Source organism: Sphingomonas daechungensis, assembly GCF_039543105.1.
Taxonomy (GTDB): domain Bacteria; phylum Pseudomonadota; class Alphaproteobacteria; order Sphingomonadales; family Sphingomonadaceae; genus Sphingomicrobium; species Sphingomicrobium daechungense.
In genome coordinates, this window is sequence record NZ_BAABJC010000001.1 from 707,066 (window position 1) to 722,108 (window position 15,043).

At 64.2% G+C, this 15,043-nt stretch carries 17 protein-coding genes and 2 pseudogenes; 10 read left to right on the forward strand and 9 right to left on the reverse strand.

Going from position 1 to position 15,043, the window contains the following annotated elements:
• Positions 1–38: 38 nt before the first annotated feature.
• Entirely contained in the window at positions 39–1,466 is a 1,428-nt protein-coding gene (locus ABD928_RS03700; RefSeq protein ID WP_187714474.1) for an NAD-dependent succinate-semialdehyde dehydrogenase, read from the forward strand.
• Here ABD928_RS03700 and msrB read toward each other — a convergent pair.
• The gene (gene msrB / locus ABD928_RS03705; RefSeq protein WP_345166212.1) at positions 1,463–1,945 is read right to left on the reverse strand and encodes a peptide-methionine (R)-S-oxide reductase MsrB; all 483 of its coding nucleotides are present in this window, start codon (positions 1,943–1,945) and stop codon (positions 1,463–1,465) included. The genes ABD928_RS03700 and msrB overlap by 4 nt on opposite strands.
• 96 nt (positions 1,946–2,041) lie before the next feature.
• Here msrB and ABD928_RS03710 point away from each other — a divergent pair, with 96 nt between their 5' ends.
• Positions 2,042–3,703 carry a thiamine pyrophosphate-binding protein gene (locus ABD928_RS03710; protein WP_187714475.1) on the forward strand — a complete coding sequence of 554 codons (1,662 nt, stop codon included), beginning with the start codon at positions 2,042–2,044 and terminating at the stop codon, positions 3,701–3,703.
• A 14-nt stretch (positions 3,704–3,717) separates the two neighbouring features.
• Here ABD928_RS03710 and ABD928_RS03715 read toward each other — a convergent pair whose 3' ends face one another.
• Positions 3,718–4,368, reverse strand: a complete 651-nt coding sequence (locus ABD928_RS03715; protein WP_345166215.1) for a protein-L-isoaspartate(D-aspartate) O-methyltransferase — start codon at positions 4,366–4,368, stop codon at positions 3,718–3,720.
• Between the two features lie 45 nt (positions 4,369–4,413).
• Between ABD928_RS03715 and ABD928_RS03720 the strand changes: the two genes are divergently transcribed.
• Positions 4,414–5,220 carry a class I SAM-dependent methyltransferase gene (locus ABD928_RS03720; protein ID WP_345166218.1) on the forward strand — a complete coding sequence of 269 codons (807 nt, stop codon included), beginning with the start codon at positions 4,414–4,416 and terminating at the stop codon, positions 5,218–5,220.
• Here the strand turns inward: ABD928_RS03720 and thiS are convergent.
• A pseudogene (gene thiS / locus ABD928_RS03725) lies at positions 5,213–6,222 on the reverse strand (sulfur carrier protein ThiS). The gene ABD928_RS03720 and the pseudogene thiS overlap by 8 nt on opposite strands.
• Before the next feature lie 132 nt (positions 6,223–6,354).
• Between thiS and accB the strand changes: the two are divergent.
• Together accB and accC are read left to right on the forward strand one after the other, a co-directional pair.
• Positions 6,355–6,858 (forward strand): acetyl-CoA carboxylase biotin carboxyl carrier protein, encoded by a 504-nt coding sequence (gene accB, locus ABD928_RS03730; protein ID WP_223276288.1) that lies wholly within the window; start codon positions 6,355–6,357, stop codon positions 6,856–6,858.
• 3 nt (positions 6,859–6,861) lie between these two features.
• Complete coding sequence (gene accC, locus ABD928_RS03735) at positions 6,862–8,220, forward strand: acetyl-CoA carboxylase biotin carboxylase subunit (protein WP_345166222.1); 1,359 nt, start codon at positions 6,862–6,864, stop codon at positions 8,218–8,220.
• 9 nt (positions 8,221–8,229) lie between these two features.
• Here the strand turns inward: accC and ABD928_RS03740 are convergent, their stop codons facing one another.
• Positions 8,230–8,775, reverse strand: coding sequence for a hypothetical protein (locus ABD928_RS03740; RefSeq protein WP_187714479.1), 546 nt, complete (start codon positions 8,773–8,775; stop codon positions 8,230–8,232).
• A 167-nt stretch (positions 8,776–8,942) separates the two neighbouring features.
• On the opposite strand from ABD928_RS03740, the gene ABD928_RS03745 reads away from it, so the two are divergent.
• Positions 8,943–9,386 (forward strand): hypothetical protein, encoded by a 444-nt coding sequence (locus ABD928_RS03745; RefSeq protein WP_187714480.1) that lies wholly within the window; start codon positions 8,943–8,945, stop codon positions 9,384–9,386.
• Between the two features lie 41 nt (positions 9,387–9,427).
• Here the strand turns inward: ABD928_RS03745 and ABD928_RS03750 are convergent, their stop codons facing one another.
• Positions 9,428–10,075, reverse strand: a complete 648-nt coding sequence (locus ABD928_RS03750) for an FABP family protein (RefSeq protein ID WP_345166225.1) — start codon at positions 10,073–10,075, stop codon at positions 9,428–9,430.
• Positions 10,076–10,193: 118 nt separating this feature from the next.
• On the opposite strand from ABD928_RS03750, the gene ABD928_RS03755 reads away from it, so the two are divergent.
• Positions 10,194–10,901 (forward strand): energy transducer TonB family protein, encoded by a 708-nt coding sequence (locus ABD928_RS03755; protein ID WP_187714481.1) that lies wholly within the window; start codon positions 10,194–10,196, stop codon positions 10,899–10,901.
• Between the two features lie 3 nt (positions 10,902–10,904).
• Here the strand turns inward: ABD928_RS03755 and ABD928_RS03760 are convergent, their stop codons facing one another.
• A complete protein-coding gene (locus ABD928_RS03760; RefSeq protein WP_187714482.1) occupies positions 10,905–12,233 on the reverse strand; it encodes a L,D-transpeptidase scaffold domain-containing protein in 1,329 nt (442 codons plus the stop codon).
• A gap of 58 nt (positions 12,234–12,291) precedes the next feature.
• On the reverse strand, positions 12,292–12,852 hold the full coding sequence (locus tag ABD928_RS03765; protein ID WP_187714483.1) for a YMGG-like glycine zipper-containing protein: 561 nt from the start codon (positions 12,850–12,852) through the stop codon (positions 12,292–12,294).
• A gap of 199 nt (positions 12,853–13,051) precedes the next feature.
• On the opposite strand from ABD928_RS03765, the gene arsC reads away from it, so the two are divergent.
• Together arsC and aat are read left to right on the forward strand one after the other, a co-directional pair.
• The gene (gene arsC / locus ABD928_RS03770; protein ID WP_187714484.1) at positions 13,052–13,399 is read left to right on the forward strand and encodes an arsenate reductase (glutaredoxin); all 348 of its coding nucleotides are present in this window, start codon (positions 13,052–13,054) and stop codon (positions 13,397–13,399) included.
• A 48-nt stretch (positions 13,400–13,447) separates the two neighbouring features.
• A complete protein-coding gene (gene aat, locus ABD928_RS03775) occupies positions 13,448–14,200 on the forward strand; it encodes a leucyl/phenylalanyl-tRNA--protein transferase (protein ID WP_187714485.1) in 753 nt (250 codons plus the stop codon).
• A 35-nt stretch (positions 14,201–14,235) separates the two neighbouring features.
• On the opposite strand, the pseudogene ABD928_RS03780 reads toward aat, so the two are convergent.
• Positions 14,236–14,469 (reverse strand): annotated as a pseudogene (locus ABD928_RS03780) (DUF2155 domain-containing protein); the annotation flags it as partial.
• On the opposite strand from ABD928_RS03780, the gene ABD928_RS03785 reads away from it, so the two are divergent.
• The gene (locus ABD928_RS03785; protein ID WP_187715960.1) at positions 14,366–14,602 is read left to right on the forward strand and encodes a hypothetical protein; all 237 of its coding nucleotides are present in this window, start codon (positions 14,366–14,368) and stop codon (positions 14,600–14,602) included. The pseudogene ABD928_RS03780 and the gene ABD928_RS03785 overlap by 104 nt on opposite strands.
• A gap of 10 nt (positions 14,603–14,612) precedes the next feature.
• Here ABD928_RS03785 and ABD928_RS03790 read toward each other — a convergent pair whose 3' ends face one another.
• Positions 14,613–14,996 carry an NADH:ubiquinone oxidoreductase subunit NDUFA12 gene (locus tag ABD928_RS03790; RefSeq protein WP_187714486.1) on the reverse strand — a complete coding sequence of 128 codons (384 nt, stop codon included), beginning with the start codon at positions 14,994–14,996 and terminating at the stop codon, positions 14,613–14,615.
• Positions 14,997–15,043: the final 47 nt, after the last annotated feature.

Here is a 15,043-nt window from a genome sequence, read left to right on the forward strand (position 1 = left end):
CGTTGAACCGTCTTCAAGGCGCGCCTATCTGGCCTGGCATGGGATACGAAACCGACCTCAAGCTCTTCATCGACGGCGTCTGGAAAAGCGGCGAAGGCCGCGATGCCCACACGGTCGTGAACCCCGTCAACGCCAGCCCGATCGCGGAGGTCCCCTACGCGACCAAGGCGGATCTGGAGGAGGCTCTCGAAGCTTCGAGCCGCGCCTGGCCGGAATGGCGGTCAATGGACGTCGAGAAGCGCGCAGCGATCCTGCACAAGGCCGCGGCACTGCTTCGGGAGCGCGTCGACCTCATTGCCGCCACGCTGACCCAGGAGCAGGGCAAGATCCTTGCCGAAGCGAAGTCGGAGGTCGCCGCTTCCGCCCAGCTGTTCGACTGGTACGCCGAGGAAGCGAAGCGCGATTACGGCCGGACGCTCGTTCGACCCGCGGGCCAACTCAGCCGCGTGATCCGCCAGCCGGTCGGCCCGGTGGCGACGTTCACACCGTGGAATTTTCCGCTCTATTTGCTTGCGAAGAAAGTCAGCGCCGCGCTAGCGGCGGGCTGCACCGTCATTTCGCGTCCCCCGCACGAGACGCCGGGTGTCGGCACCGAGATGTTCCGCGCGCTTGCTGACGCGGGCGTCCCGAACGGCGTTGCCCAGCTCATTCACGGCGACGCCGCGCTGGTCAGTGAGACGCTGATCGCCAGCCGCATCATCCGCAAAGTCAGCTTCACCGGATCAACCAATGTCGGCAAGCATCTCATGCGCCTGTGCGCCGACAGCATGACGCGCGTCACGATGGAGCTTGGCGGCCACGCGCCGGTGTTGATCTTCGACGATTGCGATCTGGAAAAGACGCTCGACATGGTCGTCCCGCAGAAGTTCCGGAATGCCGGGCAGGTCTGCGTTTCGCCGACGCGCTTCTATGTCCAGAGCGGCATCTATGACGCGTTCGTGAAGGGCTTCGCCGAGCGTACCGCCAAGGTGAAGATCGGCAACGGTCTCGAAGCGGACACCCGCATGGGCCCGCTCGCCAACAGCCGACGCCCGGACGCGATCGACGCGCTCGTGCAGGACGCCAAGGCCAAGGGCGCACGCGTCCTTGCCGGAGGCGAGCGAGGCGAAGGCGGCTTCTTCTTTCAGCCGACGCTTCTCGCCGACGTCCCGAACGAAGCAAACATCATGAATGACGAGCCATTCGGCCCAGTCGCCGTATCGCGTCCGTTCGACACGTTCGAGGACGCCATCGAGCAGGCCAACCGCCTGCCCTTCGGCCTCGCCGCCTTCGCCTTCACCGAGAACGGCCGCCGCGCCAACCTGATCGGCGACCTGGTCGAAAGCGGCATGGTCGGGATCAATACCTTCGCCTTGTCGTCCGCGGACGCGCCGTTCGGCGGCGTCAAGGACTCGGGGTTCGGCTCGGAAGGCGGCAAGGAAGGCCTGGAGAGCTATCAGGTCGTGAAAGCGATCCACCAGGCCTAGCTGGCGATTTCCCCTTCCGGCGCTCCCCTGCCGAGCTTGTCAGGCAACGGCTCGCCCTTTGGGGTGAAGTCGAGCGAAACCGAGTTGATGCAGTAGCGCTCACCGGTCGGTGGCGGGCCGTCGGGGAAGACGTGACCCTGGTGCGATCCGCAGCGGGCGCAGACGATTTCCGTCCGGATCATGCCGTAGCTGGTGTCACGGATGTACTGGAGATGGTCGGGGTTGAACGGCTGGGTAAAGCTCGGCCAACCGGTGCCGCTCTCGAACTTCGATCCGCCTTTGAACAACGGCAAACCGCAGAGCCGGCATGTAAACAGGCCCTCGCGCTTCTCATCCATTAACACGCCGCAGAACGGAGCCTCCGTGCCGTGGTCCAGCAGGACGTGCCTCTCCTGCTCCGTCAGATCCGTTTCGAGCTCGTGCCGCTGGATGTCGCTCGGCGGAGTCAGGTCGAACTGAAGTGTGGCCGTGTCGTCCATGATCGTTCCTCCGAGTCAGCGTGAATCGGCTTTAGCAGCTTCTCGCGACGCACGCGCCCTTTGCCCGTCGCATTCGAACCGGCTAACGGGCGCGCCATGACCAAGCGCACCGGTGGCCGCATCCTTGTCGACCAGCTCCGCATTCAGGGCTGTGACCGCATCTTCACCGTTCCGGGCGAAAGCTTCCTTGCCGTCCTCGATGCGCTTCATGACACGCCCGAGATCGACACCGTCGTCTGCCGCCAGGAGGGTGGCGTGTCGTACATGGCCGACGCCGACGGCAAGCTGACGGGACGGCCCGGGGTCGCCTTCGTCACCCGCGGCCCGGGCGCTACGAACGCGACCGCCGGCGTCCACGTGGCGTTCCAGGATTCGACGCCGATGATCCTGTTCATCGGAGACGTGGCCCGCGGCGATCGCGACCGCGAAGGCTTTCAGGAAATCGACTTTCCGGCCTTCTTCGGTCCCATCGCGAAGTGGGCCGCCCGGATCGAAGATGCGCGCCGAATTCCGGAGTATATCTATCGCGCCTATCGCGTCGCTACCGCCGGCCGGCCCGGCCCGGTGGTACTGGCCCTGCCGGAAGACATGCTTCGGGATGAGGTCGAGGCGCTCGATCGTCCGCGCGTTCCGCCGGTCGCCGAAGGGCCGGATCCCGGCGCGGTCCAGGCCCTGTTCGAGCTGCTGAAAGAAGCGACCGATCCGATTGCCATCGTGGGCGGCGCCGACTGGAGCCCGCGAGCGGCCCACCATTTCGCCAACTTCGCCTTCCGCCATGGAATTCCGGTCGCTGCGGCATTCCGGCGCCAGGACGCGATCGCGAACAGCTGCGCCGTCTACGCCGGCCAGCTTGGCTATGGGCCGAACCCCAAGCTCCAACAGCGCATTCGCGATGCCGACCTGATTCTCGCGGTCGGCGCGCGCCTCGGGGAGTCGACCACCGACGGCTACACGTTGATCACGCCGGACCATCCCGGCCAGACGCTCGTCCACGTCCATCCCGACCCGAACGAGCTTGGTCACGTCTATCACGCCGACCTCCCGATCTGCTCGGACATGGGCGAGTTTTCGGAGATGATCGACGAGTGGATCGATCCCGACGTGGTTCGCTTCTCCTGCGGGGAGAAGGCGCATGCTGAGTGGCTCGAATGGTCGGAGCCGAAGCCGCGCGAAGGCGTTGCTCTCGACCTTGGCCCCTGCGTGGCGGCGATGCGCGAGAAGCTCCCCGAAAGCAGCATCATCTGTAACGGGGCAGGCAATTTCTCCGGCTGGTGGCACCGCTACTGGCGTTACGGCTGCATGCCGACGCAGCTGGCGCCAACCTCGGGCACGATGGGCTACGGGCTGCCTGCCGCAGTAGCGGGCGCTCTCCGTTTCAGGGACCGGCCGGTCGTCTGCGTCGCGGGCGACGGCGACTTTCTGATGAACGGGCAGGAACTCGCGACGGCGGCGCAATATGGTGCCGACCTGCTCGTCATCATCGTCGACAACGGCTTCTACGGCACGATCCGCATGCACCAGGAGCGGGAGTATCCTGAGCGTATCTCTGCAACTCAGCTTGCCAACCCGGACTTCGCCGCGCTCGCGCGCGCCTTTGGCGGCTGGGCGGAGACCGCCGATACGACGCAAGGCTTTGTCGCCGCGCTTGACCAAGCGATGGGACGAAAGGGAATTCGCCTGATCCACTGCAAGACGGACGTCGAGCAGATCACCAACGCGACGACGATCTCGTCTCTTCGCAAGAACGCGAAAGCCTGATCCTCAAATCCGCGTCAGCCTTCCTGCCAACCCTCTTCGCCTATTAAAGGGACGAAGCGGACGCCCCCAAGGTTCTCTTGAACGACCGTGCCGTCCACACGCTTGGTGATCTTGAGCAGATCCTGCACCCGTCCAGGACCACCAACCGGCATGACCAGCCGGCCTCCCGGAGCAAGCTGATCGATCAGAACTTGCGGCACATGGCTGCCGCTGGCAGCGGCGATGATCGCATCGAACGGAGCCGCATCCGGCCACCCCAAGGTGCCGTCTCCCTCGAATATCGCCACGTTCTTGAATCGGGCGCGCATTCGCTCGCGTGCGACTTTGACCAGTCGCGGCTGGCGCTCGATTCCTATGACCTCTGCGGCAATGCGACTGATGACGGCGGCGGCATATCCCGAGCCGGTGCCGATCTCGAGCACGCGGTCATTCGGCCCGATCTCTGCAGCAGCGATCATCAAAGCAACCATGTAAGGCTGCGAGATGGTTTGGCCGGCCTCGATCGGCAGAGGATGGTCCTCATAGGCTGCCGACGCACTTCCGGCGGAAACGAAGTCCTCCCGCGGAACGTTGCGAAAGGCATCAAGTATGGTGGGGCTATTTAGCCCCCGTGCTTCGATTTGCCGGCGCACCATCCGCTCGCGAAGCTTTGCGAAATCGGGCATAGGCTGCTCCGACCGGATAAACTGCCATAGATCGGGAGCGTTCCGATGGCGTCGATCGACGTAAGGTTCTCTGGATCCGTTCCTGCCAATTATGAGCAGTACATGGTGCCGCTGCTGTTCCGGCCCTACGCCGAGGAAATTGCGAAACGGGTTGCTCGGTTTGATCCCAGTGACATTCTGGAAACCGCGGCGGGCACCGGAGTCGTGACGGCCGCTCTTGCCGCCTCTCTGCCCGAAGCGCGCATCGTCGCCACAGATCTCAACCAGCCAATGCTGGACGTGGCCGCAACGCGGGTGAATTCGGGAAACGTCAGATTCCAGCAGGCCGACGCGCTCGAACTGCCATTCGAGGATGGGAGCTTCGACATCGTGGTCTGCCAGTTCGGCGTCATGTTCTACCCCGACAAGGTGCGCGGGAATGCGGAAGCAAGAAGAGTGCTTCGCGACGCCGGGCGATACGTCGTCGCGATCTGGGATCGCATAGAGGAGAACAAGCTCTCCAACCTGGCCAACGACAGCATGCGACGGCTGTTTCCGGAGAATCCTCCGCAGTTCATGACCAGGGGGCCGTTTAGCTACCACGACCCGGAATGGATCCGGCGCGACCTCCGAGACGCTGGTTTCGGCGACATTGAAATTGAAACAGTCGAGCTGACCAGCCGAAGTCCGTCCGCAGTCGAAGGTTCACGCGGGCTGGTCTACGGATCGCCGATGGGGGTTGAGCTGGCGGATTATGGGCCGGACGCGCTCGACCGCGTGTTCGACGAGATGGTGAAAGGCGGACGGGCTTACGAAGGACCCGACGGTTTTGCTGCGCCGATGCGGGCGCACATCGTTACCGCGACTAGATAAGACCCGCGAGCGGACTGCTCGGGTCTGCGTAGCGTCGCTTCTGCATTCGGCCGGATAGATACGCGAGGCGTCCGGCCTCGACGGCCGCCTTCATCGCCCGCGCCATCATCACCGGCTCCTTGGCCTCCGCGATGGCGGTGTTCATCAGCACACCGTCGCAGCCGAGCTCCATCGCCTGCGCCGCGTCGCTGGCAGTCCCGACGCCAGCATCGACCAGCACGGGAACGCTCGCCCCTTCGACAATCAGGCGGATGGTCACGCGGTTCTGTATGCCAAGGCCGGAGCCGATCGGTGCGCCCAAGGGCATGATCGCGACCGCGCCGGCTTCCTCGAGCTGCTTGGCGGCGATCGGATCGTCGACGCAGTAGACCATCGGCTCGAAGCCCTCCTTCACGAGTACCTCGGTCGCGCGCAGCGTCTCGCGCATATCCGGGTAAAGCGTCTTCGCCTCGCCGAGCACTTCCAGCTTCACGAGGTTCCAGCCGCCCGCCTCGCGCGCCAGCCGCAGCGTGCGGATCGCGTCGTCCGCGGTGAAGCAGCCGGCGGTGTTGGGCAGATAGGTGATCTTTTTCGGATCGATGAAGTCCGTCAGCATCGGCTCGTTCGGGTTCGAAATGTTCACTCGCCGCACGGCGACGGTGACAATCTCGGCTCCCGACGCTTCAACGGCCGCCGCATTTTCTTCCAGGCTCTTGTACTTGCCCGTGCCGACAATCAGCCGCGACGTGAACGTGCGGCCGGCGACGGCCCAGCGATCCGCCTTCACCGGGTTCTCGACGTTCATCAACCGCCTCCCACGAAGCGAACGATCTCGAAATCGTCGCCGTCGCGCACAGAGACTTCGTCCAGCGTCGAGCGCGGTACGACCTCGAGGTTCCGCTCGACCGCAACACGAACGGGGTCGAAGCCAAGCTCGCTGACGAGCTCGGCAATGGTGATGCCTTCCGCGACCCGGCGATGCTCGCCGTTGATGCGGACTTGGACTGTGTGATCGACCGTCATTTGCCGGGTTCAGATAGGAACGTCCGGCCCCTCGCGCAATTGAAGACAGGAGCGCTTTGACTGGACGCCGCCGTTCGAGGCGGTAAGACGCGGCGCAAACGGCCCGATTGGGCAGAATTTAGGGGATTCGAAATGGCCGAGACCGGCAAGGGCGGAGCCGACAAGAACGCATCGATGCGTGTCGACACTGCCCTCGTGCGCGAACTCGCTGAACTGCTGAGCGCGAACGACCTCAACGAGATCGAGGTCGAGGATGGCGACCGCAAGATCAAGGTGCGCCGGGATGCGCCGACGGCTTATGTGTCGGCTCCGCCTCCTGCCGCGCTGGCGGCCGCGCCCGCGCTGACGGCGCCTCCGGTGCATGCCAAGGAAGACCTCGGAACACATGAAGACGAAGTTTCGGGTGAGCCTGTGAAGTCGCCGATGGTCGGCACGGCGTTCATGTCGCCTGAGCCTGGCGCCAAGCCGTTCATCACCGTCGGACAGGCCGTCAAGGCCGGCGACACGTTGCTCATCGTCGAGGCGATGAAGGTGATGAACCCGATCACCGCGCCCAAGGCCGGCACAGTCAAGAAGATCAACGTCGCGGACGGCCAGCCCGTCGAGTTCGACCAGTCCCTGGTGGTGCTCGGCTAAGTCATGGCCATTCAAAAGCTACTGATCGCGAACCGCGGCGAGATTGCGCTGCGTATCCATCGCGCTTGCCATGAACTAGGCATCAAGACCGTCGCAGTTCACTCGACCGCCGACGCCGACGCGATGCACGTGCGGCTTGCCGACGAGACCGTCTGCATCGGCCCACCCGCGGCGACCGACTCTTACCTCAACATCCCGAACATCATCTCGGCGGCTGAGATCGTCCACGCCGATGCGATCCACCCGGGCTACGGCTTTCTCTCCGAAAACGCGCAGTTTGCGGAGATCGTCGAGAGCCACGGCATCATCTGGGTCGGCCCGAAGCCGGAGCACATCCGGATCATGGGCGACAAGATCGAGGCCAAGCGCACGGCCGCTAAGCTCGGCCTTCCGCTCGTTCCCGGCTCGGCGGGGGCGCTGACGAGCGTCGCCGAGGCCCACGCGCTGGCCGAGGAGATCGGCTACCCGGTCCTGATCAAGGCCGCATCCGGCGGCGGCGGTCGTGGCATGAAGGTCGTCCAGTCCGACGACCAGCTCGAAAGCCTGATGAGCCAGGCGGCGTCCGAGGCGCGTTCCGCGTTCGGCGACGACACCGTCTACATGGAAAAATATCTCGCCGACCCGCGCCACATCGAATTTCAGGTGTTCGGCGACGGCGAAGGCGCGGCGATCCACCTCGGCGAGCGCGACTGCTCGCTGCAGCGGCGTCACCAGAAGGTCCTGGAGGAAGCCCCCTCCCCTGTCATCACGCCGGAAGAGCGCGAGCGCATGGGCGAGATCGTCCGCAAGGCGATGAGCGACATGGGCTACCGCGGCGCGGGCACCATCGAGTTCCTCTACGAAAACGGCGAGTTCTACTTCATCGAGATGAACACCCGGCTTCAGGTCGAGCATCCGGTGACCGAAATGATCAGCGGGATCGACCTGGTCCGCGAGCAGATCCGCGTTGCGCAGGGCGAAGGCCTGTCATGCCGGCAGGAGCAGATCCACCTGCACGGCCACGCCATCGAGTGCCGCATCAACGCCGAAGACCCAATGACCTTTGCGCCGTCGCCGGGCCTCGTGAAGAATTACGTCGCTCCCGGGGGCATGCACGTCCGCGTCGATAGCGGCCTGTACACAGGCTACCGCGTGCCTCCGTACTACGACAGCATGATCGGCAAGCTGATCGTCTATGGCACTACGCGCGAACGCTGCATCATGCGCCTCCGCCGCGCGCTGGAGGAGTTCGTGGTCGAGGGCATGAAGACCACTATCCCGCTCCACCAAGCGCTGGTCCGCGACGAGGAGTTCCTCCGCGGCGAATATACCATCAAATGGCTTGAACAGTGGCTGGAGAAGCAGCAGGTCGCTGCCGAATAGTCCTTCCGCTTACTTCTTCGGCCCGAGGTCGAGGAGCACGATCGGGCCCACGTCCACCGTCTGCTTCGCGGTTGCGAGATGGACGGTCACCTTGACCGAGTTGGCCGGATAGTCGCGATCCGCCGTTCCGCGAATCTGGAAGTCCTTCCATTCCGGCCCGATGTCGACCGACTGCTGCAGAAGCGAGGAATAGGGCTCGGACGCAAGCTGCACCGCGACATAGGGAATGGTCGTCGCGGTCGCCCCTCCCTCGCCCTTCTCAAGCCTGGCCGAGACCATGAGCACGAGTTGGTCGCCTGCCTTGATCGGCTTCGGGATCGCTGTCTCCACCGCGCTGTCCCAGACGTTGGCACCCTTCTTCGGAACCTGGACGCGGAGCGCCTTGCCGCCCTGTGCAGCCGGATCGTCATGAAGCGAGGCCTTGGCACCGTTGACCGACGGGGCTGACGGATCGTTGATGATCTTGCTTGCCAAATCATCCGCCGCCTGTCCGTAGGCCGGAGCGACGGCAGAAAGCGAAAGGGCTGCAAAAGCGAAAAATGACCGAGACAGCATGCAATTCTCCCCAACTGCGGTGCCAACAAATCAGGTCTCGGCCGATCTCGCAACTGTCTTGAGAGACCGGTCGGCCGGTCGCCTGAACCGCCGATAACGAGTACGTTCAGCCTTGAATCAAGCGACTTGGCGCAAATCCGCATCGACCTGCTTGTAGGAGGGCACTGATGCGTAAACTCACTTTGGTTTTGGCCGCTGCCGGATCGGCGCTTGCGATCGCAACACCTGCCGCTGCGCAATATTATCCGCAGCCGTATGGGAACGATCGCGGTTACGGAAATGAGTACGGCTACAACCGGGGCTATGCCGACGCTGGCGGACTCCACCGCAGGATAGAAAACGTCCTGAAATCGATCGACGGAATTCGGCCTGACATGCGGCGCCAGATTTATTCCGAAGCCATCGGCCTCGACCGTGCGCTGCGAATGGCGTCTCGCAACGGGCTGAACCCGTGGGAAGCCCGCGAGTTCGACCAGCGGATCTACCAGCTGGAGATCCGGCAGGGCCGCTCGTCCTGGAACCGTGGCGGGCGCTACGGAGGCTACGACGACCGGTATTACCGAGACGACCGCCGCGACCGCCGCGACCGTTGGGACGGTGACGACGACTAATGTAGCGGGCACCCCGGGCTAGACGCTCGGGGTGCTTCCGTTCAGGATTTCGCGGTCTGGATCATCATCAAGGGGTTCGGGGTCGCGTCTCCAGTTCTCACCATCGTGTTCCGATCACGATGAATAAACGGGTCCGACTGTCCCTTCACGATCAACGTCGTTTCCGAAGCGTAGCTCCAACTGTCATCGGAATGGAACGTGATTTCGAGCTGATAGCGGTCAGTCCGGAACGCATATTCCAGGAAGGCCGTGGAGCAGATCCCATACTCCGTCGGCCCGCGCTCGGCGACGACCGTCAGGCGGTCATCCCCCGGCTGCGCCTGCCCGGCGGCCAGCGCAGTCTGCCCCCGCGGGATTGCCAAAGTCTGCAGCACCAGGCCCGTGGCCGGCTCCCACAACCAATAGCCGACCTGGTCGTGGAAGGTGATGTCCTCTTCGGGCGTATTGATATGAATGTGGTACCGCAGACCGTAGAACAGCTGCGGACCGTTGGCCTGCGGATCGATCGGCTGGAACTCGATGCGCTCGATGTAGTCGCGGTGCTCCGGCCCGTCCGCCTTCGGATTGATGTCCAGCCCTGCTGAGGATTGCCATGTGCCCGCCAGCCGCCGCAGGGGACCAAGGTTCGCCAACGTGTCCGGATCGACGTCGCTCGGCTCTGTGAAGATGTCCGTCGGGAAGGGATTCATCGGCGGTCTTCCTTCAGCGTCGTTTCCCGCCCGGATGCGACGGCTGTCCGCATCACGCAAGCGTGGGCAACCGTTGCACTTTCAACGGCCATATGCGTTCCTTGGACGGACGTATCCGATGGGCACTTACACCGCCACACCCGCGAACGATCGAGCCAAGGCGCTCGCCGGAGTTGCCTTGGTGCATATCGTTATCGGCGCCGTCATCCTGACCGGACTCAATGTCCACAATGTCCGCCACGCCGTTGAGAGCCTCAAGACCTTCGATATTGAAGAGAGGTCGCCTCCGCCGCCCGCGCCGCCGCCACCTCAGCCAAAGGCCGACCGCACGAAGGATCAGGAAGGAGCCGCCGGCAAGAAGGCCGAGCCAACGCAGGTCGTCGCGCCGAAGCCTGCAATTGTCGTTCCTACCAAGCCGCCAGTGGTTGCCGCGCCCGTTGCGGGTACCGGGAACCAGGCGCGCGCGGGCGCGGCGGCGACCGGAGTTGGACCCGGCGCTGGCGGATCGGGAACCGGTCGAGGCGGCGGAGGCAATGGCGATTTCACCGGGTTCACGCCGGCTCGGCTGGTCCGCAATCTCAATCGCGGTGATTATCGCGAGCTGACCGGCGGCCGACTACCCTACGGCCGGGCCATGGTCGCTCTTCAGCTCGACCCAAGCGGACTGCCCATCAATTGCCGAGTCACGCGATCGAGCGGAGACGCCGACGTCGATGGCAGGCTTTGCCCACTGATCTACCGTCGGTTGAGGTTTCGCCCGGCCTTTGACGCGGATGGCCGGCCGATCCCCTATCGACTGGACTATGTCGCCAATTGGTCGCTGTAATTTCTATCGCGCCGCCGTCTGCGCTGCGTCGGCCGATCCCTCTGCCAGCCTTGCCTTGTCGCGTCCGTAGACGTCGTCGAGGAACGCGATCTGCGAGCCATCTGGCACCGCGGTCAGATAGGTAATGTAGACCGGAACGGGTTTATCGAGCGGCACCTTCTCTTCGGGGCCCGCTCCCTTCCAGGTCAGGTCGCGTCCGAACAGCCAGCGCCCCAAGCGCCAAGCCGACTCCAGCCTCACGCAACCGCCGCTGTACAGCCGGGCGGCCTGCTCGAAGAGTTCTCGCTCCGGGTTGTCGTGGAGGTAGACTCCCTCCTCGTTCGGGAACATGAATTTGATGCGGCCCATCGAGTTATGAGCGCCCGGCAGTTGGCGGATCAGCACCTTTTGGCGGCCATCCGCAACGGCTTGCCAGTCGATGGCCGAAGGATCGAAGATCTGGGGGTTGTCGACGAAATCGGAGACGACCTGGTAACCCTGCCGGTCGAGATACGGCAGTCCCAGCTTCACGACGTTCGGAGCTATCCGTTCCGCCGCCAGGTCCGCCGGAACGTACCAGTAGGGGTTGAGGTTCGCGAAACGGATGTATGCCGCCATCATCGGCGTTGGATAGATCGGCTTCCCGACCACGACCCGCATCGAATCCACGGTCTTGCCATCTTCGATCATGAACAGGCGTTGGGCGGCCGCATTGACGAGCACGTAGCGGCCGTCGCCCACCGGCAGCTCGCGAGCGCGGTCGAGATTGAGCCGGACGAGATCGCGCTGGCTAGCATCGTAATTGCCCGAGAGCAGAGCGTGGCGAAGCTGCGCATAGAGCGGGTTCATCCAGCGCATTTCCGCGATGTAGACCTCGAGCGAAGGCGCCGTAGCTGCCGTCTCGAGGATTGCGCGGTCGTTCGGCATCTCCGGCTTCAACTCGGCGTCGACGTAGATCGTATCGCTCCGCTTGGTCGACCGAAGGTCGCGCACATAGGCAACGAAGGCGCGGCTCAGTTGAGCGTCCGCTCGGCGCGCGGCCTTGGCGCTGCCGGACTGCCGCGCGGCCTGGACGATATGTTCCAGCTTTTCGACGTCGTAGCGGTCGCCATTGAGGCCATCGGCGTCCGCATTCCGAAGCGTCTCCAGAAGCAAATCCGCCGGCCGTCCCGATTGCGACAGCCACAGCAAGCGGCCGTCACGCGCCTTGTAGAATTCGGAAACGCCCTCTGCTCCGGCTGCGAAGCGCGCGGCGGTCGACTGTGCGGCCGCTGCCGAGCCGGGAAGCGCCGAAGATACCCCCGCAAGCAGGAGCGCCGCGAAGCCTCCGCGCAGGGCGGAAAAAATGCGCACCGACCGCTGAGGGCCGGTGCGCATCGTACGCGTACAGATCACTGAGTGGACCGAGGCGTTAGCCGCGCTCACCCGAGCGAGCCGGCGGCGTGTAGGTCGGGGCCGGAGCCGTCGACTGCGGCGCGCCCGCATAATACTGGCCGTTCTGAACATAACCGTCCACGCGCCCATCGTTGTCGCGGTCGGCCCAGATGGCGCCGGCGAGACCGCCGACGGCAGCACCGATCACTGCGCCTTCGAGCAGGCTGACGCCCGGAATGACCGCACCGGCAACCGCGCCGAGAGCCGCACCACCGACAGCGCCCGTTGCAACGCGACGAAGCGTCGGGTCATAGCCCTGCGGGGTGCCCGTGTAATACTGGCCGTTCGAAACGTAGCCATCGACATAGCCGTCGTTGTTCTGGTCGGCCCAGACTGCGCCGGCGAGACCGCCGATCGCTGCGCCGACAGCGGCACCTTCGATCACGTTCACGCCCGGAACCACTGCACCGACGGCTGCGCCACCGGCCGCGCCGATCGCTGCGCCCTGCGCAACGTCACCCGCGGTTTGGCTGTCGGTCGCGCAAGCGCTCAGCGCTACCGAGCTGGCCAGCACGACTGCCAGAAATGATTTTTGCATCGTCTATCTCCCGATTGTTAATCTTCCGGACCATGCCCCGGGCCCTGAAATCCCCGGCGAACGGTGCATGTCACGCGCGAGAAACGACGCTTGCGCAACATCGTTCCGGCAACGCGACAATGCTTCGACGCGGGAATGAACCGGACTGACGGCGCATTCGTTGCCAAAAGCGGCGTAAGAACTAGGAACTGTCCGTGACATGAACGTAACGATCTATCACAATCCGCTCTGCGGAACATCGCGCAAAACGCTCGAAATCCTGCGGGAAAGCGGTGAGGATCCGACCGTCGTCGAATACCTTAAGACGCCGCCGAGCCGCGAAGTGCTCAAGGCAATTTACGCTCGCGCCGGCATCTCACCGCGCGAAGGGCTGCGGACGAAGGAGCCGATTGCCACGGAGCTGGGGCTCACGCGTCCCGAGGTCAGCGATGACGAGATCCTCGATGCAATGATGGAGCATCCGATCCTGATCAACCGGCCGCTGGTCGTGACCGACAAGGGGGCCCGGCTTTGCCGACCGCAAGACGTCGTCCATGAGATCCTCTAGCATCGGCGTCGCTGACAAGCCGCTGGAACCATCGCATATTCCACCGCGATGAGTCGGTTGGACCCACGTCTTCTGCTGCAAGGCTACGCGGCCGGAATTTTCCCGATGGCCGACAGCCGGGAAGCATCCGAGCTGTTCTGGGTCGAGCCACGCTCTCGCGCGATTATCCCTCTCGACGCATTCCATCTTTCAAGGTCTCTGCGCCGGACGATCCGGTCGGGGCGATTTTCCGTAACGATGGACCGTGACTTTCTTGCGGTGATCACCGCCTGCGCCGACCGCGATGAGACCTGGATCAACGACGACATCGAGCATGCGATGGTCACCCTGCACTCGACAGGGCATGCCCATTCGATCGAAGTTTGGGACCACGGCGAACTGGTCGGCGGCCTTTACGGCGTGAAGCTTGGGCGCGCCTTTTTCGGCGAAAGCATGTTCAGCCGCCGCACTGACGCCTCGAAGGTTGCGCTCGCGTGGCTTGTCGCGCGGATGAAGGTCGGCGGCTTTTCGCTGCTCGACTGCCAGTTCATGACCGCCCACCTCGCCTCGCTCGGCGCCGTGAGCATCTCACGCAAAGACTATGTCGCGTTGCTTTCCGCAGCACTTGGCGGAGCTGGCGCAGGCTCCGTCGGCGCTGAAGGTTCGGGCGCCGGGGCTTCCGCGGGTCCGGCCGCATTGTCCCTGCGATCCGCACTGCCCGATCTGTTCGCCCTGGACCGATTGCTCGAAGCGACCGGCGCCGCGGGCTCGGCGGCGGCTGAGGGATATGTCATCGCGCAGCTCTTGGGCCAGACGTCGTAGATTGGATGCTCGACGACGTTCAGTGACGGCGATTCCTTATAGACCCAGCCGGAGAAGGCCCGGATCCAACGCTTATCGGGCTGCTGGACATCGAGCTGGAGGAAAGCGCCGGTCAGTTTTTCGCTTTCCCATGGTGCAGTCGTCTCGCAGGCGCGGAGACGCACGATGGCATCCTTCACCTGGATCGACTGGCCCGGCTTCATGGTCAGGTCGCGAACGATTCCGTTCCGCTTGTTGAGCAGCGAGATGACTGCGACGCGCTCCGCCATCGGGGTCACGTCGGCGTTCTGCCCCGCGCCGCGCGCAGCCGTCGGAAGCTGGACGCGATTGCCCTGGTCATCGTCCTTGCGCTGGCAGCCCGCCGCGAGCAGCAGCGCCAGCAGCGTGCCGGTTACGGCGTAGGTCTTCACGCTCAGTCTGGCGTCCAGGCCTGATAGTCGCCCGTCGAGGCAGGCCTCAGCTGATTCTTCGACAGCGACCCATCGGGCCGGAACGCGGCCATCGTGCCGGTCGGATTGACCTGCGGCGGCTGTTCGAACCTGCGACGGTCCGGGAGCGATGTGTCCGGGAGGCCGTCGATCGTGCCCTTCAGCCAGGCCTGCCAATCAGGCGGAACCCGGCTGCCGTCGTTCGATCCGTTGTAGATGACCCAGCGGGTCGCCGGGTTCTTCTTGCCCTCGAAATAGACGTTGCCGGCGTCGTCACGACCGACTTCCTTTCCGTGAAGGCGCGTGAACAGCCCCGTCCCCCACGTCGCGCCGTTCCACCAGGTGAATGTCCGAGACCAGAATCCCATGGCCCGCGCATCTGCCCGCTCGGGCTCGCGAGTGCAAGCATCAGGCC